The organism is Enterobacter cloacae complex sp. FDA-CDC-AR_0164, from assembly GCF_003071645.1.
Classification (GTDB): Bacteria; Pseudomonadota; Gammaproteobacteria; order Enterobacterales; family Enterobacteriaceae; genus Enterobacter; species Enterobacter ludwigii.
The window spans coordinates 1336628-1359961 of the sequence record NZ_CP028950.1 but is presented as its reverse complement, the minus strand read 5'-3'; the positions used below and the strand labels follow the sequence as shown (position 1 = coordinate 1359961).

General features: G+C 55.3%; 23 protein-coding genes and 1 pseudogene. 11 read left to right on the top strand and 13 right to left on the bottom strand.

The features are described 5' to 3' along the window. Positions 1-54: 54 nt before the first annotated feature. The 3 genes from uhpT (at position 55) to AM410_RS06615 (ending at position 3244) form a co-directional block, all read left to right on the top strand. Entirely contained in the window at positions 55-1446 is a 1392-nt protein-coding gene (gene uhpT / locus AM410_RS06625) for a hexose-6-phosphate:phosphate antiporter (RefSeq protein ID WP_020882733.1), read from the top strand. 154 nt (positions 1447-1600) lie between these two features. Beyond that, entirely contained in the window at positions 1601-2605 is a 1005-nt protein-coding gene (locus AM410_RS06620; RefSeq protein ID WP_073397507.1) for an alpha/beta fold hydrolase, read from the top strand. Positions 2606-2791: 186 nt separating this feature from the next. Then, on the top strand, positions 2792-3244 hold the full coding sequence (locus tag AM410_RS06615; RefSeq protein ID WP_014167992.1) for a DUF1198 domain-containing protein: 453 nt from the start codon (positions 2792-2794) through the stop codon (positions 3242-3244). Here the strand turns inward: AM410_RS06615 and AM410_RS06610 are convergent. Together AM410_RS06610 and AM410_RS24025 are read right to left on the bottom strand one after the other, a co-directional pair. Beyond that, positions 3241-4161, bottom strand: a complete 921-nt coding sequence (locus tag AM410_RS06610; protein ID WP_063925788.1) for a LysR family transcriptional regulator — start codon at positions 4159-4161, stop codon at positions 3241-3243. The two genes, AM410_RS06615 and AM410_RS06610, sit on opposite strands and share 4 nt — an antisense overlap. Positions 4162-4419: 258 nt before the next feature. Beyond that, positions 4420-4713, bottom strand: coding sequence for a hypothetical protein (locus AM410_RS24025; protein WP_219822381.1), 294 nt, complete (start codon positions 4711-4713; stop codon positions 4420-4422). Between AM410_RS24025 and AM410_RS06600 the strand changes: the two genes are divergently transcribed. The 6 genes and pseudogenes from AM410_RS06600 to AM410_RS06575 all read left to right on the top strand — a co-directional run. Next, the gene (locus tag AM410_RS06600; protein ID WP_236900113.1) at positions 4705-4914 is read left to right on the top strand and encodes a hypothetical protein; all 210 of its coding nucleotides are present in this window, start codon (positions 4705-4707) and stop codon (positions 4912-4914) included. The two genes, AM410_RS24025 and AM410_RS06600, sit on opposite strands and share 9 nt — an antisense overlap. Positions 4915-4928: 14 nt before the next feature. Further along, a complete protein-coding gene (locus AM410_RS06595; RefSeq protein ID WP_047954854.1) occupies positions 4929-5522 on the top strand; it encodes an HAD family hydrolase in 594 nt (197 codons plus the stop codon). A gap of 21 nt (positions 5523-5543) precedes the next feature. Beyond that, entirely contained in the window at positions 5544-6764 is a 1221-nt protein-coding gene (locus AM410_RS06590) for an MFS transporter (RefSeq protein ID WP_073397510.1), read from the top strand. Then, on the top strand, positions 6751-7164 hold the full coding sequence (locus tag AM410_RS06585) for a carboxymuconolactone decarboxylase family protein (RefSeq protein WP_108647661.1): 414 nt from the start codon (positions 6751-6753) through the stop codon (positions 7162-7164). The genes AM410_RS06590 and AM410_RS06585 overlap by 14 nt, the downstream gene beginning before the upstream one ends. Further along, a complete protein-coding gene (locus AM410_RS06580; RefSeq protein WP_020882726.1) occupies positions 7161-7364 on the top strand; it encodes a thiolase in 204 nt (67 codons plus the stop codon). The genes AM410_RS06585 and AM410_RS06580 overlap by 4 nt, the downstream gene beginning before the upstream one ends. Then, positions 7334-7489 (top strand): annotated as a pseudogene (locus AM410_RS06575) (acetyl-CoA C-acetyltransferase); the annotation flags it as partial. The gene AM410_RS06580 and the pseudogene AM410_RS06575, both read left to right, overlap by 31 nt. A 65-nt stretch (positions 7490-7554) precedes the next feature. Here the strand turns inward: AM410_RS06575 and AM410_RS06570 are convergent. After that, the gene (locus tag AM410_RS06570; RefSeq protein WP_073397513.1) at positions 7555-8553 is read right to left on the bottom strand and encodes an aldo/keto reductase; all 999 of its coding nucleotides are present in this window, start codon (positions 8551-8553) and stop codon (positions 7555-7557) included. 207 nt (positions 8554-8760) lie between these two features. On the opposite strand from AM410_RS06570, the gene nepI reads away from it, so the two are divergent. Next, on the top strand, positions 8761-9951 hold the full coding sequence (nepI, locus tag AM410_RS06565; RefSeq protein ID WP_073397515.1) for a purine ribonucleoside efflux pump NepI: 1191 nt from the start codon (positions 8761-8763) through the stop codon (positions 9949-9951). Positions 9952-9999: 48 nt separating this feature from the next. Here the strand turns inward: nepI and AM410_RS06560 are convergent, their stop codons facing one another. The 6 genes from AM410_RS06560 to AM410_RS06535 form a co-directional block, all read right to left on the bottom strand. After that, positions 10000-10905 carry a DMT family transporter gene (locus tag AM410_RS06560; protein WP_020882723.1) on the bottom strand — a complete coding sequence of 302 codons (906 nt, stop codon included), beginning with the start codon at positions 10903-10905 and terminating at the stop codon, positions 10000-10002. A 152-nt stretch (positions 10906-11057) separates the two neighbouring features. Beyond that, on the bottom strand, positions 11058-12437 hold the full coding sequence (locus AM410_RS06555) for a carbohydrate porin (RefSeq protein ID WP_047954859.1): 1380 nt from the start codon (positions 12435-12437) through the stop codon (positions 11058-11060). Between the two features lie 138 nt (positions 12438-12575). Then, on the bottom strand, positions 12576-12878 hold the full coding sequence (locus AM410_RS06550; protein WP_014168006.1) for a PTS lactose/cellobiose transporter subunit IIA: 303 nt from the start codon (positions 12876-12878) through the stop codon (positions 12576-12578). Continuing rightward, entirely contained in the window at positions 12878-14260 is a 1383-nt protein-coding gene (locus AM410_RS06545; protein ID WP_073397517.1) for a glycoside hydrolase family 1 protein, read from the bottom strand. The genes AM410_RS06550 and AM410_RS06545 overlap by 1 nt, the downstream gene beginning before the upstream one ends. Positions 14261-14277: 17 nt before the next feature. After that, a complete protein-coding gene (locus tag AM410_RS06540; protein ID WP_073397519.1) occupies positions 14278-15603 on the bottom strand; it encodes a PTS sugar transporter subunit IIC in 1326 nt (441 codons plus the stop codon). Between the two features lie 11 nt (positions 15604-15614). After that, positions 15615-15929 carry a PTS sugar transporter subunit IIB gene (locus tag AM410_RS06535; RefSeq protein WP_014830072.1) on the bottom strand — a complete coding sequence of 105 codons (315 nt, stop codon included), beginning with the start codon at positions 15927-15929 and terminating at the stop codon, positions 15615-15617. Positions 15930-16222: 293 nt separating this feature from the next. Here AM410_RS06535 and AM410_RS06530 point away from each other — a divergent pair, with 293 nt between their 5' ends. Continuing rightward, complete coding sequence (locus AM410_RS06530) at positions 16223-17173, top strand: LacI family DNA-binding transcriptional regulator (RefSeq protein WP_014168010.1); 951 nt, start codon at positions 16223-16225, stop codon at positions 17171-17173. 26 nt (positions 17174-17199) lie between these two features. Here AM410_RS06530 and AM410_RS06525 read toward each other — a convergent pair whose 3' ends face one another. The 4 genes from AM410_RS06525 to AM410_RS06510 all read right to left on the bottom strand — a co-directional run bounded on the left by AM410_RS06525 (position 17200) and on the right by AM410_RS06510 (position 23222). Continuing rightward, positions 17200-17496: a YicS family protein gene (locus tag AM410_RS06525; protein ID WP_020882719.1), complete on the bottom strand. Its 297-nt coding sequence runs from the start codon at positions 17494-17496 to the stop codon at positions 17200-17202. A gap of 130 nt (positions 17497-17626) precedes the next feature. Next, a complete protein-coding gene (locus AM410_RS06520; RefSeq protein ID WP_108647659.1) occupies positions 17627-18991 on the bottom strand; it encodes an efflux transporter outer membrane subunit in 1365 nt (454 codons plus the stop codon). Beyond that, positions 18991-22101, bottom strand: a complete 3111-nt coding sequence (locus AM410_RS06515) for an efflux RND transporter permease subunit (RefSeq protein ID WP_073397524.1) — start codon at positions 22099-22101, stop codon at positions 18991-18993. Before AM410_RS06515 ends, AM410_RS06520 begins: the two co-directional genes overlap by 1 nt. Next, the gene (locus tag AM410_RS06510; RefSeq protein ID WP_083599692.1) at positions 22101-23222 is read right to left on the bottom strand and encodes an efflux RND transporter periplasmic adaptor subunit; all 1122 of its coding nucleotides are present in this window, start codon (positions 23220-23222) and stop codon (positions 22101-22103) included. The genes AM410_RS06515 and AM410_RS06510 overlap by 1 nt, the downstream gene beginning before the upstream one ends. Positions 23223-23334 lie beyond the last annotated feature (112 nt).

Here is a 23334-nt window from a genome sequence, read left to right as displayed (position 1 = left end):
GCTCCCGGCTGGTTTTTACAATGCTGCAAAAATCAGCTCAGGAGTAAACCAATCATGCTGGCCTTCTTAAATCAGGTGCGCAAACCGACCCTGGATCTGCCGCTCGATGTGCGGCGTAAAATGTGGTTCAAACCGTTCATGCAGTCTTACCTGGTGGTCTTTATCGGCTACCTGACCATGTACCTGATCCGCAAAAACTTTAACATCGCGCAGAACGACATGATCTCAACCTACGGGCTGAGCATGACGCAGCTGGGCATGATTGGCCTGGGCTTCTCCATCACTTACGGCGTGGGTAAAACCGTCGTTTCCTACTACGCGGACGGCAAAAACACCAAGCAGTTCCTGCCGTTTATGCTGATCCTCTCCGCCATCTGTATGCTCGGCTTCAGCGCCAGCATGGGCGCGGGCTCCGTCAGCCTGTTTATGATGATCGCCTTCTACGCTCTGAGCGGTTTCTTCCAGAGTACCGGCGGGTCGTGCAGTTACTCCACCATCACTAAATGGACCCCTCGCCGCAAGCGTGGTTCGTACCTCGGCATGTGGAACATCTCCCACAACCTCGGTGGGGCAGGTGCGGCAGGCGTGGCGCTGTTCGGCGCGAACTACCTGTTCGACGGCCACGTGATCGGCATGTTTATCTTCCCGTCGATTATCGCCCTGATTGTCGGCTTTATTGGCCTGCGCTACGGCAGCGACTCCCCGGAATCGTATGGCCTCGGCAAAGCCGAAGAGCTGTTCGGCGAGGAGATCAGCGAAGAGGACAAAGAGACCGAAGAAAACGAGATGTCCAAATGGCAGATCTTTGTTGAGTACGTGCTGAAAAACAAAGTGATCTGGCTGCTCTGTTTCTCCAACATCTTCCTGTACGTGGTGCGTATCGGTATCGACCAGTGGTCCACCGTGTATGCCTTCCAGGAGCTGAAGCTCTCCAAAGAAGTTGCGATTCAGGGCTTCACCCTGTTCGAAGTGGGCGCGCTGGTCGGCACGCTGCTGTGGGGCTGGCTCTCGGACCTCGCCAATGGTCGCCGTGCGCTGGTGGCCTGCGTCGCGCTGGCGCTGATTATCGCCACGCTCGGCGTCTACCAGCACGCCAGCAACCAGTACGTTTACCTGGCGTCCCTGTTCGCGCTCGGCTTCCTGGTGTTTGGTCCACAGCTGCTGATCGGCGTGGCAGCAGTCGGCTTCGTACCGAAAAAAGCGATCGGCGCTGCCGATGGAATTAAAGGCACCTTCGCCTACCTGATCGGTGACAGCTTCGCCAAGCTGGGTCTGGGTATGATCGCCGACGGCACGCCGATTTTCGGCCTCACCGGCTGGGCGGGCACCTTTGCCGCGCTGGATGCCGCCGCCATCGGCTGTATCGTCCTGATGGCGATGGTCGCGGTGCTGGAAGAACGTAAGATCCGCCGTGAAAATCGGATGCAGAAATTAAAAGTAGCCTGAGTGTGCAGGTAACTTCTTTGCCCGGTTGACCGCCGGGCTTTTTTTTACATCCCACCTTTACCCCCCTTTACAGACCCGCTCCCTGCAATGCTCTACATTTTAATTTTGCTGCCGCACCCCGCGGCTTTTGTCCGTTTTGTTATGGAGAGCTTGCATGGTAAACCGACGACTATCCTGTCTTGCGCTATTGGTGGCGCTTGCCTCCCCCGCCCTGGCGGCGGATGCGCCGACGTACGGTGAGAAGCTGGAGGGGTTTGATTACGCCTGGCCGGTTAAGCATTTCACCTTTACCTCGCAACATCAGCCGCTTGATATGGCCTATCTGGACGTTAAGCCAGAAAAACCCAACGGCCGCACCGTGATGCTGATGCACGGTAAAAACTTCTGCGCCGGAACGTGGGAGGGGACTATCCGCGCACTTTCCGCCAGCGGATACCGCGTGGTGGCACCAGACCAGATTGGTTTTTGTAAATCCACCAAACCCGAGCATTACCAGTACACCTTCCAGCAGTTGGCGGATAACACCCACGCGTTGCTTAAGCAGCTCGGCGTCGATCGCGTGACGGTTATTGGGCACTCGACCGGCGGCATGCTGGCGACCCGCTACGCGCTCATGTGGCCACAGGAAGTGGAACAGCTGGTGATGGTTAACCCGATTGGTTTAGAAGACTGGAAAGCCCGCGGCGTACCGCATATTACGGTCGATCAGTGGTATCAGCGTGAACTTAAAACCAGCGCCGATGGTATTCGTCAGTACGAGAAAAATACCTACTATGCCGGGGAGTGGAAGCCGGAGTATGAGCGTTGGGTGACGATGCTGGCCGGGCTGAACAATGGGCCGGGCAAAACGCGTGTCGCCTGGAACTCAGCCCTGCTCTACGACATGATTTATACCCAACCGGTGATCTACGAATTTGGTGAACTGAAGATGCCGGTATTATTGATGATCGGCACCAAAGACAACACCGCCATCGGGAAAGACCTCGCCCCGCCGGCGATCCGCAAGACGCTGGGCAACTATGCAGTACTGGGTAAGGAGACGGAAAAACGCATTCCGCATGCGACGCTGGTTGAGTTTAACGACATGGGTCATGCGCCACAGATGCAGGACCCTCAGCGCTTCCATGACGCGCTGCTGAAAGGGCTGCAGGTACGCTGACCGGTCTAAAGCAACAGCCCCGCAGCCCGTTCTGCGCGGGCTGTCTTCCGCACACTACTCGCCAGCATACCTGGCGCTGCCCTCATAACGATTTTCCACCTTTTTTCACTGCACTATTATGGCCTTGACCGCTGTCGACGCCGCGCGTTTCCCGCTATGATGAGCGGCTGACGTAGAGGAGAACGCATGGTCTGGATAATGCTGGCAACGCTTGCCGTGGTGTTTGTGGTGGGATTTCGGGTCCTGACCTCAGATTCACGTCGCGCAATTAAACGCCTGAGCGAGCGGCTGGGGATCACCCCGGTTCCTGTGGAATCGATGATCGATCAGTTCGGAAAAACGCCCGGCAATGAGTTTATCCGCTACCTTGAACGCCCGGACGAAGCGCATTTGCAAAATGCCGCCCAGGTGCTGCTGATCTGGCAGGTCTGCATTGTCGATGGCAGTGAAGAGAATTTGCTTGCCTGGCATCGCATGCTGCGTAAAGCCCGTCTGGCCGCGCCGATCACGGACGCGCAGGTCCGTCTGACGCTGGGTTTTATGCGTGAAATGGAGCCCGATCCGCAGGAGCTAAACGCCTTCCAGTTACGCTATAACCAGCTTTTCCTGCCGGAAGAGGGCGTGTTTTACCTGCATTAAGCCGTTTTCCCGCATAACACATTCTGTGCGTTAAGGATCTCCTCTCTATTTTCATTGAGGCGAGTGGCGGCATAGATATCTATGTTTAACCTTTTTGCCTCGGCGTCCGTGAGTTCACGGTAGCAAAGTCCTTCCTGATTAAAGGTGCATTTCGACTGAGGCAGCAGCGCAAATCCTTTCCCTCTTGCGATACGGCTTAGCATCACAAGGGTATCATCCGGCTCTTTTATCCGCTTCAGAGGCGTTTTCAGCGTATCAAAGTAGCTTTCGCATTTGTCGTAAAATGACGGGTTGGCACTTCTGGAAAACCAGAAAATGGGAAGATCGCTAATATCCTCCAGCGCGACTTTCTCTTTCAGGCTGGCAGGGTGTAAAGAGGGCATTGCGATGAGCAACGGTTCCTGGCAGACCCAGCGGTATTGAACAATGTCTTCGTGACCCGTTCCTTTTTCACCGGTCAGCACCAGATCCAGCATGTTTTTAGACAAGCTTTGCAGCAGTTGGGCTGACGTCAGGTCCGGCGTTTCGACATCATCTCCCGCGTTCATTTTTTGAAGCTGGGAATTCACGGGTTCAATATATTCAAAATTAAGGGTCCGCGTGAGTCCAATACGCAGGCTCGTTTCAGAAGAGAGAGGATCTACTTTTAGGTTACTGATGTCTTTGAGTATTTTTTCAGCCTGAACAACCAGCGCACGGCCTGCTTCTGTGAGGCTAACGTCATGCGTGTTGCGGCTGAACAACTGACGTTTCAGAACCGCTTCAAGGCATTTTATCTGACGCGTCAATGGCGGTTGAGTCATGCGTAGGCGTTCGGCAGCCTTACGGAAGTTCAGTTCATGTGCGACAGCGAGAAAGCATTGTAATTGTTTGATACTGGGCAGGTTATTGCTGATTAAATGTTCTGCTGTGGCCATACGTGGGTCCTGAATGCGAAAAGGTATTTCGTCTTTTTTCCATTTCGATATTACACGCTAAATGCGGGCAGTAAACCCATTTCAACAGTAATACCAAAAATATATTACAAATTTAACAATTCCAATTGTTTCCTATATTGATAAATTTCTACCCGAATCCTCACTCAATCAATATTCGGAGTAATTATGTCATCTAAATATGTACTGGTATCACGCTTCCCGTTAAAAAATACTTTTACAGAGAAAGATTTTATCTCCTTAAAAATCAATGAAAACGTTCGCTAGTTTTCCTGTGAAGAAAACGGTGTTAATGAACTGCTGGAACTGCTGGAACTGCTGGAACTGCTGGAACTGCTGGAACTGCTGGAACTGCTGGAACTGCTGGAACTGCTGGAACTGCTGGAACTGCTGGAACTGCTGGAACTGCTGGAACTGCTGGAACTGCTGGAACTGCTGGAACTGCTGGAACTGCTGGAACTGCTGGAACTGCGCGCTGTCAATGACATTAAAGAAATTGCGTGTGCTGAGAGTGAAATGGAATCCATGTTCCATCGTTTCTCTGTTGTTCTTTCTGCCGATATTCGTCGCGAACTGCTTAAGTTTGTTGAATCCTCTATCGATAATAAAAAGAGTTTACCCGAATCAAATTATATTCAGCTTCGTCACGTTGAGGTGCCCGCCCATAACTATCAGCAGTATCGTCAGGGGCGCGATGAAACCACGCCGCATTTTTTGACGTTGATGAGACGCTAATAAATATTAAAAGTATGTTTGATTTCTATGACTTCTGGTGCAGGGAAAATAATCAAAACGATCGTCTTCAACGCTATATGTCTCGTTTTCGCGTCGACGTAAAAAACGGTGTGCCAAGGGAGACGCTGAACAGAGAGTATTATCGCCAGTTTAAAGGTGTGTCTTGTCGTTATCTGGAAGAAATGGGCGATGAATGGTTCAGGCGTAAGCCAGAAAACGAATTTTTTATTGAGAGTGCCGTTTCAGCACTTAAAAGTCATCAGAGACAGAACATGTACACCGTATTTATATCGGGCTCTATGCTTCCGATTCTGTCACCCATTGCGAAATATCTTGGGGTAACGGACATACTCTGTGCTCCGTTAATAATAAATGACGCAGGCGAGTTGACGGGGGAAATCGGCCTGCCCGAAACAATTGGAGCGGGTAAAAAAGACGCCCTGATGACGTTTTGCCGGGATAAGGAGATTAATCCAGCGGATTGTTATGCCTACGGTGACGATCTTTCGGATATTCCAATGCTCGAAGCCATTGGGCATCCCGTCTGTGTGGGGGAGCATTCCGCGCTTACCCGATATGCAGCAGAAAAAAATTGGCACATTATTTAAACCATTATTGAGGTAAGTAGTATGACTTCAGAACTCTCTCCGCAAAATATGACGTTAAGGTCATGGCTTGCGTTATTCATTCTGGCTATTTCAACGTTTACTATTGTCACTACCGAACTGGCGCCGGTCGGATTATTAACGCCAATCGCAGAGGGATTACGGTCTTCGGAATCCGCGGTGGGCATGACCGTGTCGCTTTATGCCTGGGTGGGGGCGTTGAGTGCGCTGTTTGCCTCCGTCTTTTTAGGCAATGTGGCTAAGAAGCGGCTTTTACTCGTGCTCACCGTGGTGCTTCTGATCTCTAACGTCATGGCCGCGACGGTAAACACCTACGGAATGCTGCTTAGTGCCCGCGTGCTGGGCGCGCTTGCTCACGGTGCATTCTGGGCGATGATCGGCGCAACGGCGGTTGCCATGGTTCCTGCCAGATATATTGGTGCGGCGACGTCAATCGTATTTGGTGGCGTTTCCGCAGCAAGCGTTTTTGGCGTACCGGTTTCCAACTACATTGGTATCCACTTCGGCTGGCGGCAGGCATTTTGGCTGATGGCCGCGCTGAGCGTAATTGCCTTTGTGGGTATTAGCGTGCTTGTTCCCCAGATCGCCAGCAAAAGCGCGCTTGGCCTGGATGCGCTTAAGGGCGTGCTGAAATCGTCTACCCTATGGAAAATTTACTCAGCAACCCTGCTGGCTGTTACGGCGCACTTTGCCGCCTTTACGTACATTGAACCCTGGCTTCACACGCAGAGTTTACTGTCCACCGCCTTTATTCCCGCCGTGCTTTTTGTTTACGGCATCGCGGGTCTGGCCGGTAATTTCCTGACCGGCGTGATGATTGATAAGTATCTCAAGCTGACGGTTTCGCTGTCTGTACTGCTGATCTGTGCAGTGCTGCTGTTCCTGGGCCTGTCAGGTTCCTCGCTCTCTGCTGCGCTGATATTCACCAGCATGATTATCTGGGGCGTTGCCGTGTCAGGAATATTTGTCGGCTTCCAGACGTGGGTTTTACGTATGGCTGAAGATAAAGCCTTCCCGGCCTCCGCAATCTACGTTTCGTTTTTCAATACCGCCATTGGTATCGGCGCGTCGATCGGTGCCTGGATGGTTTCATCATTTTCAATGCCTCTCCTGTATATCGTCGCCGGCACGGCTATCGGCCTGTCCGTTCTGCTTGTCGCGGTTATTCCTGCAACCTTGACCGCAAAACAATCCCGTATGGAGAAATCTTATGAGTCAAATTAATGACCGCACGCGCTATGGCAGAGAGATCATGGACCGTCTTGAAGCAGGGCTCGCGGATAAAGTCACCCGCCGCCTGAGCGAACTGGACCTGGGCCTGCCTGCCCTGATAACCGACTATGCGTTCGGGGATGTGGTGGGACGTCCGGGACTGGAACTCAAAACGCGCGAAATGCTGACTGTCGCCTCGCTTGTGACGCTGGGTAATGCTATGCCGCAGCTGGAACTGCACATGAGAGGCGCGCTCAACACCGGCGTGACGCCGGAAGAGCTGCTTGAAATTGTGATACAGATGGCGGTGTATGCCGGCGTTCCCGCCTGTATGAACGGTCTTACCGCCTACCGCGCGGCAATCGCTGCGACGGGTCATACGTTGCCGGGACTGAAAGGGAGTCATGCATGAGCGAGGTTGTCATTATTGCAGCCCGCCGCACGGCGACGGGCGCATTTCTGGGCGCGCTTGCGGAACATTCCGCCGCTGACCTGGGAAGCCGGGTCATTCAGGCGCTCCTGAAAGAATCTGGCGTAGAGGCCAGTAATATCTCTCAGGTCATTATGGGTCAGGTTCTTACGGCGGGGCAATCGCGCTTGGGCATGCGATAGGCGCATCCGGCTGCCGGATTTTGATGACGCTGGTTCATGCCCTGGTCCGTAATGACGGCAAGTGTGGCGTCGCCGCGCTGTGTGTAGGCGGTGGGGAAGGCGTCGCGTTGAGCGTTTATCGCTAACGGCACGGCGTATCCGATATAAAAAAACCGGGAAAACCCGGTTTTTTTATTTTCATGATGAGGTATCAGGCGTTCACGCCCTTCATACCCTCGGCAGAATAGCGATCGCCTTTAATCTCTATACGGCGATGCAGGTTGTTCAATGATTCAATATCGCTCTTCTCAAGCTCAATGTTGGCAGCGCGCGCGTTCTCGGCCAGATAGCCGGTGTGCTTAGTGCCCGGGATGGGAACCAGCCGATCGTATTGCGCTAACAGCCAGGCAAGGGCAATCTGACCCGCGGTACAGCCGTATTTCGCCGCCAGCGGGTGGATGACATCGAGCAGCTGGCGATTATGATCGAGGCTGGACTGCATAAAGCGCTCGTTATTTTTACGGAAATCACCCTCTGAAAATTCGCTATTGTTCAGGTATTTTCCCGTCAGGAAGCCTCTGCCAAGAGGCGAGTAGGGCACCAGACCAATGCCTAACGCTTTCACGACCGGCAGAATGCTTTCCTCGATATCGCGTGTCCACAGAGAATATTCCGTTTGCAGCGCGGTGACCGGATGTACCGCATGGGCCCGTTGCAGCGTTGACGCCGACACTTCGCAAAGGCCTATGTGGTTGATCTTGCCCTCTTTCACAAGGGTGCGCAGACAATCCATACTCTCTTCGACCGGGGTGGTGTTACTCAGTCTGTGTAGATAAAAGAGGTCGATTCGCTCCACGCCAAGCCGCTTGAGGGACTCATTACAGCAGCGGATGATATAGTCAGGCGTATTGTTGATGGTGCGGGCATAAGACTCGTCGGGAGAGCGATCGATGCCGCATTTCGTGGCTATTTTGAACTGCTCGCGAGTGCTTTTATCCAGCCCGGCAAGAAAATGACCGATTAGTCTTTCATTATGACCACGGCCATATAAATTTGCGGTATCAATAAACGTCACGTTCAGATCGATGAGGCTATGCAATACCCGCAGCGAGGCGTTGTCATCAGTCTGGCCATAAAATTCACTCAGACCCATGGCACCGTAGCCGACGGCACTGACGGTAAGATTTTGAGATAAATTACGTGTTTTCATAGTTTCTCCTTTTCAGACGCTATGATTGTTTCACCTCAAATGTGGATACTGAATTTTCATTTTCGTTATGCAGAAAAGGTATCAGTCGACGACGCGCTCTCTTCAGGCTCATTAAAAACGACAAAAGTTGTCAAATCGTTAAATCCGTCACACTTTTGATGATAAACTGCGCGACTTTTCCGCACGTTTTTATCTTCAGGTGACGCCATGACAGAACACATTCAGCCCACACCCAGACCGCAGACCCAGGAGGTCACTCGCCCCAACTGGTCGGCGGTTTTCTCCGTGGCATTTTGCGTTGCCTGCCTGATTACCGTTGAGTTTCTGCCGGTGAGCCTGCTGACGCCGATGGCGCAGGATCTGGGCATTTCCGAAGGGGTGGCGGGGCAGTCCGTCACTGTGACCGCCTTTGTGGCGATGTTCGCGAGCCTGTTTATTACCCAGGTGATCGGCGCCATCGACCGCCGCAAAGTGGTCATTCTGTTCAGCGTGCTGCTGACGCTCTCCTGCCTGCTGGTCTCTTTTGCCAATAACTTCACCCTGTTGCTGCTGGGTCGCGCCTGTCTGGGGCTGGGATTAGGCGGCTTCTGGGCGATGTCGGCCTCGCTCACCATGCGTCTGGTTCCCGCGCGCACCGTGCCGAAAGCCCTCTCCGTGATCTTTGGTGCTGTTTCGATCGCGCTGGTCATTGCTGCGCCGTTGGGCAGTTTCCTTGGCGGGATCATCGGCTGGCGTAACGTCTTTAACGCTGCCGCGGTGATGGGGGTGCTTTGCATTCTCTGGGTCTGGAAAGCGCTGCCGTCCTTACCGGGGGAAGCGGCACACCATAAACAGAATATGTTCAGCCTGCTGAAGCGCCCGGGCGTGCTGGCGGGGATGACCGCCATCTTTATGGCATTTGCCGGACAGTTTGCCTTCTTCACCTATATCCGCCCGGTATTCATGAACATGGCCGGGTTTGATGTGGATGGCCTGACGCTGGTGCTCCTGAGCTTCGGTATCGCCAGCTTTGTCGGCACCTCGCTGTCGTCCGCGTTCCTGAAGCGTTCTCTGAAAGTGGCGCTGGCGGGCGCGCCGCTGGTGCTGGCAATTAGCGCTGCGGTGCTGGTGCTGTGGGGCAGCGATAAGTGGGTTGCGTCGGCGATTGCGATTATCTGGGGCTTTGCTTTTGCGCTGGTGCCGGTGGGCTGGTCGACGTGGATCACCCGCTCGCTCGCCGATCAGGCGGAAAAAGCCGGGTCGATTCAGGTCGCGGTGATCCAGCTGGCGAACACCTGCGGTGCGGCGATCGGCGGCGTTGCGCTGGACCATCTGGGGCTGACGTCACCGCTGGTGATTTCAGGAACCCTGATGCTGCTGACGGCGCTGCTGGTGGCGGGGAAGGTTAAGGCGAAGTAATGCTTTTCTCCCTCTCCCGTGGGAGAGGGATGGGGTGAGGGCATCAGGCTACGCCGATGTCTGAACCCGTCTTCTCGAATCCATCGAAATCAGCACCACCGACGACACAATCAGCAGCGTGCCCAGCCAGTCCGGCAGCGTAAACGCCACCCCAAGCAAAATCACCGACAGCAGGGCGCTGCTCAGCGGCTCGGCACAGCTCAGAATGCTCGCCTTCGGCCCGCCAATCATCTGTGCGCCTTTCAGATACAGGCTGAACGTCAGCGCCGTGCCAATCACCACCAGATAGAAAAACGCCAGCAGCAGGCTGCCATCAATCACGAAGGTGGTCCCGCGTCCGGCGTAGAACGGCGTCAGCACGACCCCCGCGATTAACATACTCCAGCCAACAATCGGCAGCGTGCCGTAGCGGGCGATAAGCGTCGACGGGTAGGTTGTATAAAACGCGGCGGCAAAGGCCGAGGCGATACCGAAGAACAGGGCGGCAGGGGAGATGGAGAGCGAGGTTGGATCACCGTGGGTGACCAGCAGGAAGGTGCCGACAAGTGACGTCAAAATGGCGGATAAAACAAACACGCCGGGACGTTTTTTCCTCGCCAGCGCGAACCAGGCGACGATGATCGTTGGCGAGAGAAACTGCAGCACGGTGGCCGTCGCCGCGTTGGATTTTTCAATCGTCAGCAGGAAGGTGAGCTGGACGGTGAGCGCACCAACCAGCGAGAAAAACAGCAGGCTGAGGGCGTCTTTACGATGTTTGATGACTGAGAAAATCTTGTCGCCATGAACGAAGGAGAGGGTCAGCAAGATGACGCCGGTAAACAGCAGGCGAATCATCGTCAGGTAAGGGGACGAGATCTGGCTTTTCTCCATGATGTACTGTGCGCAAACCCCTGAGCTGCCCCATAAAACGGCGGCGATCAGAACGTTGAGCATTCCTTTACGTGTGGAACCCATGTTCTCCCCTGTTATGTTGGTTTTTGTGTAGCATAACATGGGTCTTGCCGGGTGCGGTGTGGCCTGATGCCCTCACCCCGACCCTCTCCCACAGGGAGAGGGTGCAAACACGAAAAACGGCAACGTGCGTTGCCGTTTTGCTTTTACCTTGCTTAGAACCACGCTTCCCACATCGCGCCGACGTTGAAATCATCCAGCGTCTCATCTTTTGTACCGTTCACACGGGCGGTGCGTTCGTTATCCACTTTGCCGCCGGTCACGTAGAAGCGCAGCATTGGGCGGAACTCTGGCCCCATGGCGATAGACATGTTCTGCGACAGGGTCAGCTTCCAGCCTTTGTTATCACCGCCATTGTCGTAATCCACGTGCTGCCAGCCTGCTTCCAGCCAGGTGGAGTGAACGTCGTTCCACCAGTGCATCGGACGCACGATGGCGTTGTAGTTCTTACGGTTGTCGGTTTTATCGCGGCTGTTGTCGTAGTCGTGGAAGGCGAGGATGTACTCCACCTGCGTGGCCTGGGTGAATTTGTACAGCCCTTCGAAGCTGGCGTAGACCGTGGTCAGATCTTCGGTTTTGTTGAATACGCTGTTGTCCGCGTTATCAGAATAACGGGCAATCACCTTATTCACGCCGCTGTCGTTGGTGTGGCTCAGCACCACGCCGCCCTGCCAGGCCTTCAGACGCTCTTCACTCTCAATGGCTTTGGAGTCAAAACCGTAGTTCGCGTACAGCTCCAGATCCAGCGGGCCGACTTTCATGCCGTGGATTTTTGAGGTCGCAGCATAGTTACCCTTGTCGCCCGTGCCGGAACCGCCGGTACAGGTAATGCGCGACGGGTTCGCCTCATCTTCCATCACTTCTGGGCTACAGGATTCCACCGCGGCCACCGCGGCAACGTCAAACTGCACGCCGCCGATGTCGAAGTTCTTCACCCCGGCACCCTGGCCGTCGTGGTTCATCCAGAAGTAATCGTTGATACCCTGCTGTGGACGCTGGTGGAAGTCACGGCCAGCCCAGAAGTAGGCGTTCGGGTTGGAGGCCATAATGTTGGTCACACCGGCATAGGCTTTTTTCAGGTTAACCTCGTCGCCCCAGTGGTCGATCATCACGTTGATGTCCCAGATGGCACCGTTGTCGCCCTTGAAGGCTTTGGAGAGCTGGAATTCACCGCCGTTGCCTTCGTTACCCAGACGACCGATTGCGGATGCGCCGTTATAGGAACCGTCTACCGCCACGTATTTCTGATCGGCTGCCTGGAAGTGCGCGCCGTAGCGGGCATAGCCGGTAAATTTAACCCCAAACGGAATCGCGAGGTCCGGTGATTGCGCCGCGCTTTGCGGTTCGGTGACCACGTCCGCTTTTTTCGCGACGGCGGCGTCCATTTTGGCCTGCCGTTCGGCTAGCGCTTTGTCTACCGCTTTCGCCACGATGGCGTCGATTTGCTCTTGCGTAAATTCTTGTGCGAGTACAGAAATTGGGCAAAGCGCGGCGATAACCGCCATGGTTAATGGAAGTTTTTTAATATAATTCATGGTTATCTCAATATAGTTTAATTTTATTCAGACAATAACCATCCCGCTCCGATCTGACAGAGTTTGTCGCTATCATCAGAACAAGTGGATTTCTATTTTAGGTACAGAGTGATTACATTAACGTTTTTTCGCCATACATTATCTCTGATATAAATGGATTATTTCTTCGGATAATTCACGTGCCAGCAGGGAATTCATTAAATGATCCTGCGCGTGAACCATTATTAAGGTCATCGGCTGGCGGGCTTCGCCCGCATCCTGTTCGATCAGTTTGGTCTGCATTTTGTGCGCCTGGCGCGCGTAGCCATCGGCTTCGCGCAGCAGGCTTTTGGCTTCGTCAAGGTTGCCCTGACGCGCCGCGTGCAGGGCTTCAAAACACAGGCTACGCGACTGACCGGCGTTGACGATAATTTCCATTACGGCTTCTTCTAATGCGATCATTACGCTGACTCTCTGTCAAAACTGTTATTTAATGCGGTGGCGGCAAACCACTCGCCGCTTTTCTTGATGGTGCGCTGCTGGGTAGTTAAATCGAGCTGGATAAATCCGTAGCGATTTTTATACGCATTACACCACGACCAGTTATCAATAAAGGTCCACATATGGTAGCCAAGACACTGGCACCCTTCGCTAATACCTTTATGCAGCCAGGCCAAATGTTCGGAAATAAAATCGATGCGGTATTGATCGTTTATCTGACCATTCTCAATAAAGCGCTGTTCATTTTCGACACCCATACCGTTCTCAGAAATAAAACAGCGTGGGTTACCGTAATTGTCGCGCAGGTTAATCAGAATATCGTAAATACCCGGCTCATAAATTTCCCAGCCACGGTATGGATTCATCTTGCGACCAGGCATTTCGTAATTATCAAAGAACCACTCCGGCATAAACGGTGCCTGTGGGTTCACCGCACTGTCACGGCATTTCACGCGACGCGGCTGATAATAGTTAATGCCGAGCAGGTCGATTTTTCCTTCCGCAATCAGGAAACTGTCTTCCGGTTTGCAGGCGGGGAGCTGATCGTAAGATTTCAGCAACGCCACCAGGTCCGCCGGGTATTCGCCGCGCAGGACGGGGTCAAGGAAGCTGCGGTTAAACATCAGGTCCGCAATGTGTGCCGCTTTGACGTCAGCCGGGTTTTGCGAGCGCGGATAGGACGGCGTCAGGTTCAGTACGATACCGATCTCCCCGGCGTAGTGCCCGGCACGGTAAGCGCGTACCGCCTGCGCATGCGCCAGCACGGTGTGATACGCCACGGTGGCCGCACGACGAAAATCCACCACGTTGGGATAGTGGAAATCGTACAGATAGCCGCCTTCCACCGGCACAATCGGCTCGTTGAAGGTAAACCAGTGCAGCACGCGATCGCCAAACAGATCGAAGCAAATCTGCGCATAACGGGCGTAAGCGTCCACCACGTTGCGGTTTTCCCAGCCGCCAATCTCCTGCATCGCCATCGGCATGTCGAAGTGGAACAGGGTGATAAACGGGGTAATACCCTGTTCAATCAGCTCATCAATGACCTGATGATAAAAATCGACCGCTTCCGGGTTCACTTCACCGATACCGTCGGGGATCAGGCGCGCCCAGCTAATCGAGGTGCGAAAGCTGTTGTGGTTCAGCTGCTTTAACAGCTGAATGTCCGTTTTCCAGTGTTGATAAAACGTGGAGGTGTGCTGCGGTCCCACGCCATTATGAAAACGGTTTGGCTCGCGGGCAAACCAGTAATCCCAGGTGGTTTCACCCTCTCGTGTCCCTTCGGTCTGGAGGGCGGAGCTTGCGCTGCCCCACCAGAAATTATCGGGAAATGCGTATTTCATGACCTTTCCTCTTTGACTTAATGACTTGCTGTTTCAGCGGCACCGACGGTTGCCTGGGCTTTCTGCTCTTCGTTTTTCATCAACGTACGCTCGTAAGCACGCAGGAACGGCAGGTACATCAGCGCTGACATCACCATACACACCAGACACATCACCACCGGGCTCAACGCCCAGTTTGCCGCCCACGATGCGCCAATAGGGGCCGGGGTCGTCCACGGGGTTAACGACACCACCTGTGCCAGCCAGCCCATTTTGGTGGCGCCGTACGCCAGGCAGGCGTTCACCAGCGGAACAAACACGAACGGGATAAACAGCATCGGGTTCATGATGATTGGCGCGCCGAACAGAATCGGTTCGTTGATGTTAAAGAAGCTGGGCACAACGCCCATTTTGCCGATGGTGCGCAGGTGTGTGACGCGGCTGCGCAGCAGCAGGAAGGCCAGCGGAAGCGTGGAGCCGACGCCGCCAATGAGCAGGTAGTGGTCCCAGAAACCCTGCAGGTAAACGTGTGGCAGCGCTGCGCCAGCCGCCAGTGCCGCCTGGTTTGCGGACAGGTTGGCCATCCAGAACGGGTTCATGATGCCGGTGACAATCAGCGAGCCGTGGATACCGGCAAACCAGAAGATCTGGCACAGCAGCACGGAGAGCAGAACGGCAGGCAGGGAGTCAGACGCAGAGACCAGCGGTTCCAGCAGGTGCATAATCGCCTGCGGGATAATCATCCCGGTTTGTGCTTCGATAAACAGGTTCAGCGGGTGCAGGGTACCGATCACCACCATGACCGGGATCAGGATCTCAAACGAACGCGCCACACCGGTCGGCACTTCTTTCGGCAGACGGATGGTCACGTTGTTCTGCTTCAGCCACGCATACACGCGGGTGGAGTAGATGGCGGTGATCAGCGCGGTGAAAATCCCCTGGCCGGAGAGGTACTGGGTCGAGATCTTGCCGTCGGCATACGGAGCCGCCACCAGCAGGAAGGCCATAAAGGCCAGCAGACCGGACATCACCGGATCGAGGTTAAACTGACGCCCCAGGCTTGCACCAATCCCCACCGAAATGAAGAACGTCATCACGCCCATGCTGAGGTTGAACGGCAGCATCAGCTGTTCACGGTAAGTCTGGGAGAAATCCAGCCAGCCGCGGGCAAAGCTGTTCGTCGTATCCGCGGAGAAGGGCGGGAAGATGAACACCAGCATAAACGAGCCGATGATCATAAACGGCAGCGCGGCGGTAAAGCCGTCGCGGATGGCAATCACATACTTTTGCTGGCCGAGCTTCGCGGCCAGCGGGGTAATTGACTGCTCAATAACCGCGACCATTGATTGATATAACGAACTCATGTGAACACCTTTTAGTGTGCCGCTTCGATGAGCGACAGAGCATAGTCCAGTACTTTATCGCCACGTTGCATACCGTAATCCATCATGTCGATGGGTTGGACCGGGATGCCCTTTGTAGCCGCCTTGTCTGAGAGTGTCTGTAACATGTACTTCACCTGGGGTCCGAGAAGGACAACCTGGTACTGCGGAAACTGCGTATCAAATTCGGAAACGCCATACGCGTCTATTTTTACCGGCAACCCGCGCTCTTTCGCGACATCGACCATTTTGCTGACCAGCAGGCTGGTGGACATCCCGGCAGAGCAACACAGCATAATCTTGAACATCGACAACCATCCTCTAAATGTAAAAAGTTATTGCGAGGATGATTGGACATTATACGGAAACCGGTTTCCATTTATAAAAGACAGAAGTGTGACAACCATCAAGATCCACTACTTATGACGCTAATTAAACAGATGCATGTCACATAATTTGCGCGTTTTGACATCATTTTGAGTTGAAATGGAAAATCGGTTTCCATGAAAAACGGAAAAGGATATACTCCATTCTGGCTATAATATGAGCCGTAGCGGTGATGGAATTTGCAGGTGCGAAGTAAGCCTGCCAGGGGAAAGAGATGTCGACAATCAATGATGTATCACGTCTTGCCGGGGTGTCTAAAGCCACGGTATCGCGAGTGTTGAGTGGGTCGCGTGGCGTAAAGGAAGCCAGCCGCCAGGCCGTTTTAAAAGCGGTTGATGAACTGAACTACCGGCCCAATGTAATTGCGCAGTCGCTGCTGAGCCAGTCGACGGGGTGTATTGGGGTGATTTGCGCGCAGGAGAATATTAACCAGACCACCGGTTATCTTTACGCGCTGGAAAAGCACCTCAGCCAGCATCAAAAACATCTGCTGTTGCGCTTCGCGCATACCAAAGCGGAAGTGATGCACGCCCTGGAAGAACTTTCCTGTGGGTTATGTGATGACATCCTGGTGATTGGCGCGCGTTTCCCGCTGGACGTCGAGATGGACAATGTCATCCTCGTTGACTGCATGGAGTCCGATAATTCCAACAGCATCCAGTTCGATCACGCCTTTGCCGCCGAAACCGCCTGTAACTATCTGACCAGCCAGGGGCGACGCCAGATAGCCCTGATCCATCCGCAAGGCAGCGGTTTCGCCGACCAGGTGTTGCTGGGCTATAAACACGCGCTGGAGAAAAATTTCCTGCCCTTTAATCGCAACCTCGTCTTTATGGATGCCACCTCCTCATCCGTTGCGCTGCAGGAGTTGCTTAACAATGCGAGCACGCTGAATTTTAACGCGCTGCTGGTGGCGGACGAACAGGAAGCTCAGCGGGTGATCCCGCAGCTGCAGGCGTTTAATAAATCCGTGCCGGACGACATTATGGTCTTTAGCCTTGCCGGATCGCTGCATCTGCCGGGTATCCCGGTGATCCCGGCCATTGAATACTCAATGGATGCTATGGCGGCACGTATTGTGGGCTGGCTGACGGAGAAAACGCAGATGCTGGGGTCCTATGTTCTGCGCGGGGATTTGATTATTCCGGATGTACGAAAGCGCTAAAAAAAGCGTGAAGCCCGGCTTCACGCTTAATAATCTTCCATACAATCTACCTGACTGACCGCGTCCCAGTAAGCATCCAGATTGTCGCGCTTCACGGCCGTGATGGCGTTTTTGATCAACAGTTGATTGGCCTCAGACGACAAAATCATCGCCTGCCAGGCTTTATCGCTCTGCTTTTTCTGGGGCGTGCAGGCCTTCTTCACATCTTTAAGGATCTGCTGCTTTATCTGGGCCTCTTTCACGGGATCGTCTTTTTCCTGGGCATGGACAAACGCGGCGAAGAGCAGACAAACGAGCAGGCAAACCAGGTGTGCAGCTTTCATCAAAATCCCCTTTAGACGTCACAGGCTTCCCATGAAATATATCGTTACATTCAGTGTAGCGACGCCAGCCGAAAGTATGAATTTTTGTCTTCCTGCGTATGAGAACCCTGACCCGGACCGGCACCGGCGGTTATTGAATCCCTCCGCCCAGCGACTGCCACAGCGTAATACGGTTTTCAAAGTCGGTCTGCTGCAGGGCAATCAATGATGCCCGTGCCGACCACAGGGCGCGCTGCGCGGTGAGAACGGTCAGGTAATCACCCGCCCCCACCTGATAGCTGCGCGTTGCCACATCCAGCGTTTTTTGCTCTGCCGCCACGTATTCACTTTGCGCGTCAAGCTCTTCACTCAGGGTTTCGCGGCGCGCCAGCGCATCGGCTACATCTTTGAACGCGCTCTGGATGGTTTTCTCATAGGTGGCAATCAGCCCTTTTTTCTCCGCTTCGGCATAGCGCAGTTGCGCCATGTTATTGCCGCCGCTGAACAGCGGCAGGGAGATGGACGGCGCGAACGACCAGACCTTCATGCCGTGGCTGAACAATGACGAGAGCGAATCGCTGCCGACCCCGGCGCTGGCGGTAAGCGACATCGTCGGGAAGAAGTTGGCGCGCGCAGCACCGATGTTGGCATTAGCGCTCAACAGGTTATGTTCAGCCTCCTGAATATCCGGGCGACGCAGCAGCGTGGCGGAGCTAACGCCCGCCGGGATCAGGGTGATGGCGTTATCGCTCAGGCTCTCCAGCGTACCGGGTAGCAGGTTTTCCGGTACCGTCTCGCCCGCCAGCAAATTCAGGGCGTTTTTGTCCTGCATCACCAGCGTCTGATAGCTGGCGACGCTTGCGCGGGCCTGCTGATAAACCGCCATTGCTTCGCTGACATCCGTTGCGGCGGCGACCCCGACGTCCTGCTGACGCTGCACAATCTTGAGCGAGTTCGCTGCGCTCTCCTGAGTGGATTTTGCCAGCGCCAGATTGCTGTTATCTGCCGCCAGAGTAATCCAGGCGGTGGTCAGCTCGCTGACCATTGTCAGGCGCGTGTTCTGCGCCGTGAACTCGCTGGCAAGCCAGGTTTCACGCGCGGCGCGCGAGAGGCTCTGGTTACGACCAAACAGATCCAGCTCGAAGCTGGAGACGGCGCCGTTAGCCTCATCGCTGGTGCTCACGCCGCTGGCCAGCGTGCGGCTGCGGGTATGGCTCAGGCTGGCATCCACCGACGGGAACAGAGACGAGCGCGTCTCACCATACTGGGCGCGGGCGGCGTCGATATCAGCAATCGCTTTTTGCACATCGCGGTTGCTGGTGAGTGCCATTGTTACCACCTTGTTCAGGCGGTGATCGTTCATCACCTGCTGCCACTGGCTGACCACGGCGGTGGCTTCGCCATGGGTGCCCGGCAACGTGGCCGGGACGGGCGCGTCAGGACGCTGGTAGGTAGGGTCTAACGAAACACAGCCTGCGCTCAGCAGCGCTAACACTAAAACAGATACACGAAACATTATGACCTCCGGTTTGCGTGCTTACCGGAGAAGAGACGTTTCACCAGTACGAAGAATAATGGAACAAAGAAGATGGCCAGCATCGTTGCCGCGAGCGTCCCGCCGATGATGCCGGTCCCAATCGCCACGCGGCTGTTGGCGCCTGCACCGGTGGCGACGGCCAGCGGTGTTACCCCGGCGATAAACGCCAGCGACGTCATGATGATCGGACGCAGTCGCGTCTGAGCCGCACGCAGCGCGGCACGCGTCAGGGAGTAACCTTCCGCGACTTTCGCCTCCGCAAACTCAACGATCAAAATGGCGTTTTTCGACGACAGGCCGATGGTGGTCAGCAGTGCCACCTGGAAATAGACGTCGTTGCTCAGCTCGCGCAGCGAGGCGGCCAGCGCCGCACCCAGCACCCCAAGCGGGATCACCAGAATGACTGAAATCGGCACCGACCAGCTCTCATACAGCGCGGCCAGGCACAGGAATACCACCAGGATGGAGAGGGCATACAAGCTCATCGCCTGGCCGCTCGCCAGTTTCTCCTGTAACGACAACCCGCTCCACGCCCAGGTTGTGCCGGCCGGCAGGTTGTTCGCCAGCTGTTCCATCCGGGTCATCGCCGTACCGGAGCTGGCACCACTGGCGTTCTCGCCCTGAATTTCATAGGCCGCCGAGCCGTTGTAGCGCACCAGACTCTCCGGGCCATATTCCCAGCGCGTGGTGGCGAAAGCGGAGAACGGCGTCATGGTGCTGTCGCTGCCGCGCACGTACCATTTGTTGAGATCGGAAGGCACGGCGCGGTAATCGCTGTCTCCCTGGATGTAGACTTTTTTCACGCGGCCCCGATCGATAAAGTCATTCACGTAGGTTCCGCCCCAGGCGCTGGAGAGGGTATCGGTGACGTCGCTCAGGGAAAGCCCCAGCGATACGGCTTTGTTGTTGTCGATATCCACCTGCAGCTGCGGCATCTGCGGCAAATCATTGGCGCGAACGGCATGCAGGGAGGTGTCCTGATTCGCCTGGCCGATCAGCTGATTACGCATCTTCAGTAACGTGTCGCGATCGGTGCTACCGCTGGCCATGAGCTCGAAGGTAAAACCGTTGCTCTGGCCGAGGCCGTCTACGGCCGGGGGCGTCATGGCAAAGACGGTGGCATCGCGAAGGGAGCCGAGTTCCTGAGTGGCGCGCAGGGCAATCGCCTGAGCGGTGTTCTCATCGCCTTTACGCTCGGACCAGTTTTTCAGGGAGACAAACGCCATCCCGGCATTCTGGCCGCTGCCGCTAAAGCTAAAGCCCTCGACCGTAAAAATCACATCGGTGTTGGCTTTCTCTTTAGTGAGGAACCACTCGCGAACCTGGCGACTGATCTCCGCGGTACGTACTGCTGTCGCACCGGCAGGCAGGGTGTACTGCACCATGATTTCACCCTGGTCCTCCGTGGGCAGGAAGCTGCCGGGCAGCTTCAGCATTGCCACGGCCATCGCGCCACAGAGCAGGGCGTAGACCACCAGCATGCCCGCGGAGCGGCGCAGCGCGCGCAGGACTTTATTCTGGTAGCCATGCTCGGTCTTACTGTAGAAGCGGTTAAACGCGCCGAAAAACCCTTTTTTGTGAGGAGGCGTATGGCGCAGTACCGAGCCGCAGAGCGCGGGTGTCAGGGTCAGCGCCACCACCACCGAGAGGATCATCGCTGAGATAATGGTGACCGAAAACTGGCGGTAGATGACGCCGGTTGAGCCGCCGAAGAAGGCCATCGGCAGAAACACGGCGGAAAGCACCAGCGCAATGGCGACCAGCGCACCGGAAATTTCGCCCATCGATTTTTCGGTGGCTTCGCGGGCGGGCAGACCTTCATCGCGCATAATGCGCTCGACGTTTTCCACTACCACGATGGCGTCATCGACCAGCAGACCTATCGCCAGCACCATCGCAAACAGCGTCAGGGTATTGATGGAATAACCGAACAGCGCCAGCACACCAAAGGTGCCTAACAGAACCACCGGCACCGCCAGCGCGGGGATGAGCGTGGCGCGAATGTTCTGCAGAAACAGATACATCACCACCACCACGAGGATAATGGCCTCAAACAGCGTCTGAATCACATCTTCCACCGAGATCTTAATGAACTCGGTGCTGTCTTTCGGATAGGCCACGTCATAACCTTCCGGCATTGCCCGTTTGAATTCGGCAATTTTAGCTTTCACCGCGGTAGCGGTATTGAGCGCATTTGCGCCCGGCGAGAGCATCACCGCCATACCGGCTGCCGGGTGGCCATTCAGCCTGGCGGTAGCCGTGTAATCCTCGCTGCCCATCTCCACGCGCGCCACGTCGCCGATACGCACCACTGCGCCGCTGGACTGGCTCTTAACGATGATATTTTTAAACTGATCGACCGTCTGCAGGCGCGACTGGGCACGCACGGTGGCGGTCAACTGCTGGGTACCGGACGCGGGTAACGCGCCGATTTTACCGGCGGAAACCTGCACGTTCTGCGCTTCAATGGCGCTCTGAACGTCGGATGGCATCAGCGAGTACGACGCCAGCTTTGCCGGGTCAAGCCAGATGCGCATGGCGTATTCCGCACCAAACACCTGCAGGCTGCCGACGCCTTCTACGCGTGCCAGCGGATCCTGCATATTACTCACCAGCCAGTCGGCGATATCCGAACTGCTGGCATGGTCGGTTTTATCGTACACGCCCATGATCAGCAGGAAGTTACTCTGCGATTTTTGCACCGTAATGCCGGCCTGCTGTACCTCGGTCGGCAAGCGCGACTCGGCCTGCTGCACTTTGTTCTGCACCTGAACCTGCGCGGTATCCGGGTCAGTTCCCTGTTCGAACGTGACGGTGATGCTTACCGAGCCGTCCGAACTGCTGGTGGAGGTAAAATAGAGCAGGTTATCCAGCCCGGTCAGCTGTTGCTCAATGACCTGGGTGACGCTGTTTTCCAGAGTCTGTGCCGACGCGCCAGTGTAGGTGGCAGAGATTTTGATCGACGGCGGGGCGACGTCGGGATACTGCGCGACGGGCAGGGTACGGATCGCCAGCACCCCGGCGAGCATAATCAGAATAGCAATCACCCAGGCAAAAACCGGGCGACGCACGAAGAAGCGGGAAAACATCAGGCGTTTCCTCCCGCGGTTTTCATCTCTTCGGCGTTAACTTGCTGACCGGCGGTCACTTTATCGGTGCCCTCCACAATCAGCTTATCGCCAGCCTTCAGCCCACTCAGCACCAGCCATTTGTCACCGTAGGTGTCACCCGTTTCCAGCTGACGTTGTTCCACCTTATTGCCGGCCCCCACCACCAACGCGGTGGCGTTGCCTTTGGCATCACGGGTAATTCCCTGCTGCGGGGCGAGGATGGCCTCGCTCATTACCCCTTCATCCACTCTGGCGCGAACAAACATCCCGGGCAGAAGCTGATGCTGCGGGTTGGGGAAGACGGCGCGCAGTGTGACCGACCCGGTGGATTCGTCCACTGCCACTTCAGTCAGGGCCAGACGGCCTTTTTCCTGATAGGTGCTGCCATCTTCAAGGATCAACGACACGCTCAATGTCTCGCTGTTGCTGGCAAGCGTTTGTTTGCGTAATCGCAGAAGATCGGCGCTGGAGCGGGTTAAATCGACGTACATATTGTCCAGGCCGCGAATGGTGGCGAGTGCGGTCTCTTGCTGGGCAGTGACCAGTGCGCCGGGGGTGACCGAAGAGATGCCAATACGTCCGGCAATCGGGGCGGTCACCGTGGTCCAGTTGAGGTTAATGCGCGCGCTTTCCTGGGCTGCTTTTTTCGACTCCACGCTGGCCTTGTCCTGCGCGCAGGTGGACTTTGCATCTTCGGCATCCTGACGCGATACACCGTCGTCTTTCACCAGTTGTGTATAGCGTTGAGCTTTTTGGCAATCGGCCTGCACCAGCGCCTGCGCCTGTTTCAGGGCTGCGGCGGCCTCATCGTAGGCGGCGCGGTAGCTGGAAGGGTCAATTTGATACAGCGCCTGTCCGGCTTGCACGGTATCGCCTTCGGTAAAGAGCCGTTTCTGAATAATGCCGCCCACCTGAGGACGCACTTCCGCGCTCATGGCGGCCGTGGTGCGTCCGGTCAGTTCACTGACCACGGAAACGGGTTGGCTCAGGAGCGTAACAATCCCCACTTGCGGGAGGGGATGTTGAGGAGCAGTTGGTTGTGCATTATCGCACCCCGTCAGGAGGAATAATGCTGCGATGGAGGTTGTTATGGTTTTCATAATTTTTTCCAGGGTGAACGATGCCTGCCCTGTTAATGGCTTAACAAGGAAGGGGGCTATTTAAAGGCACAGCGATACCGCATCTCCGGCAGAGCCGGAAATGTTAATAAGG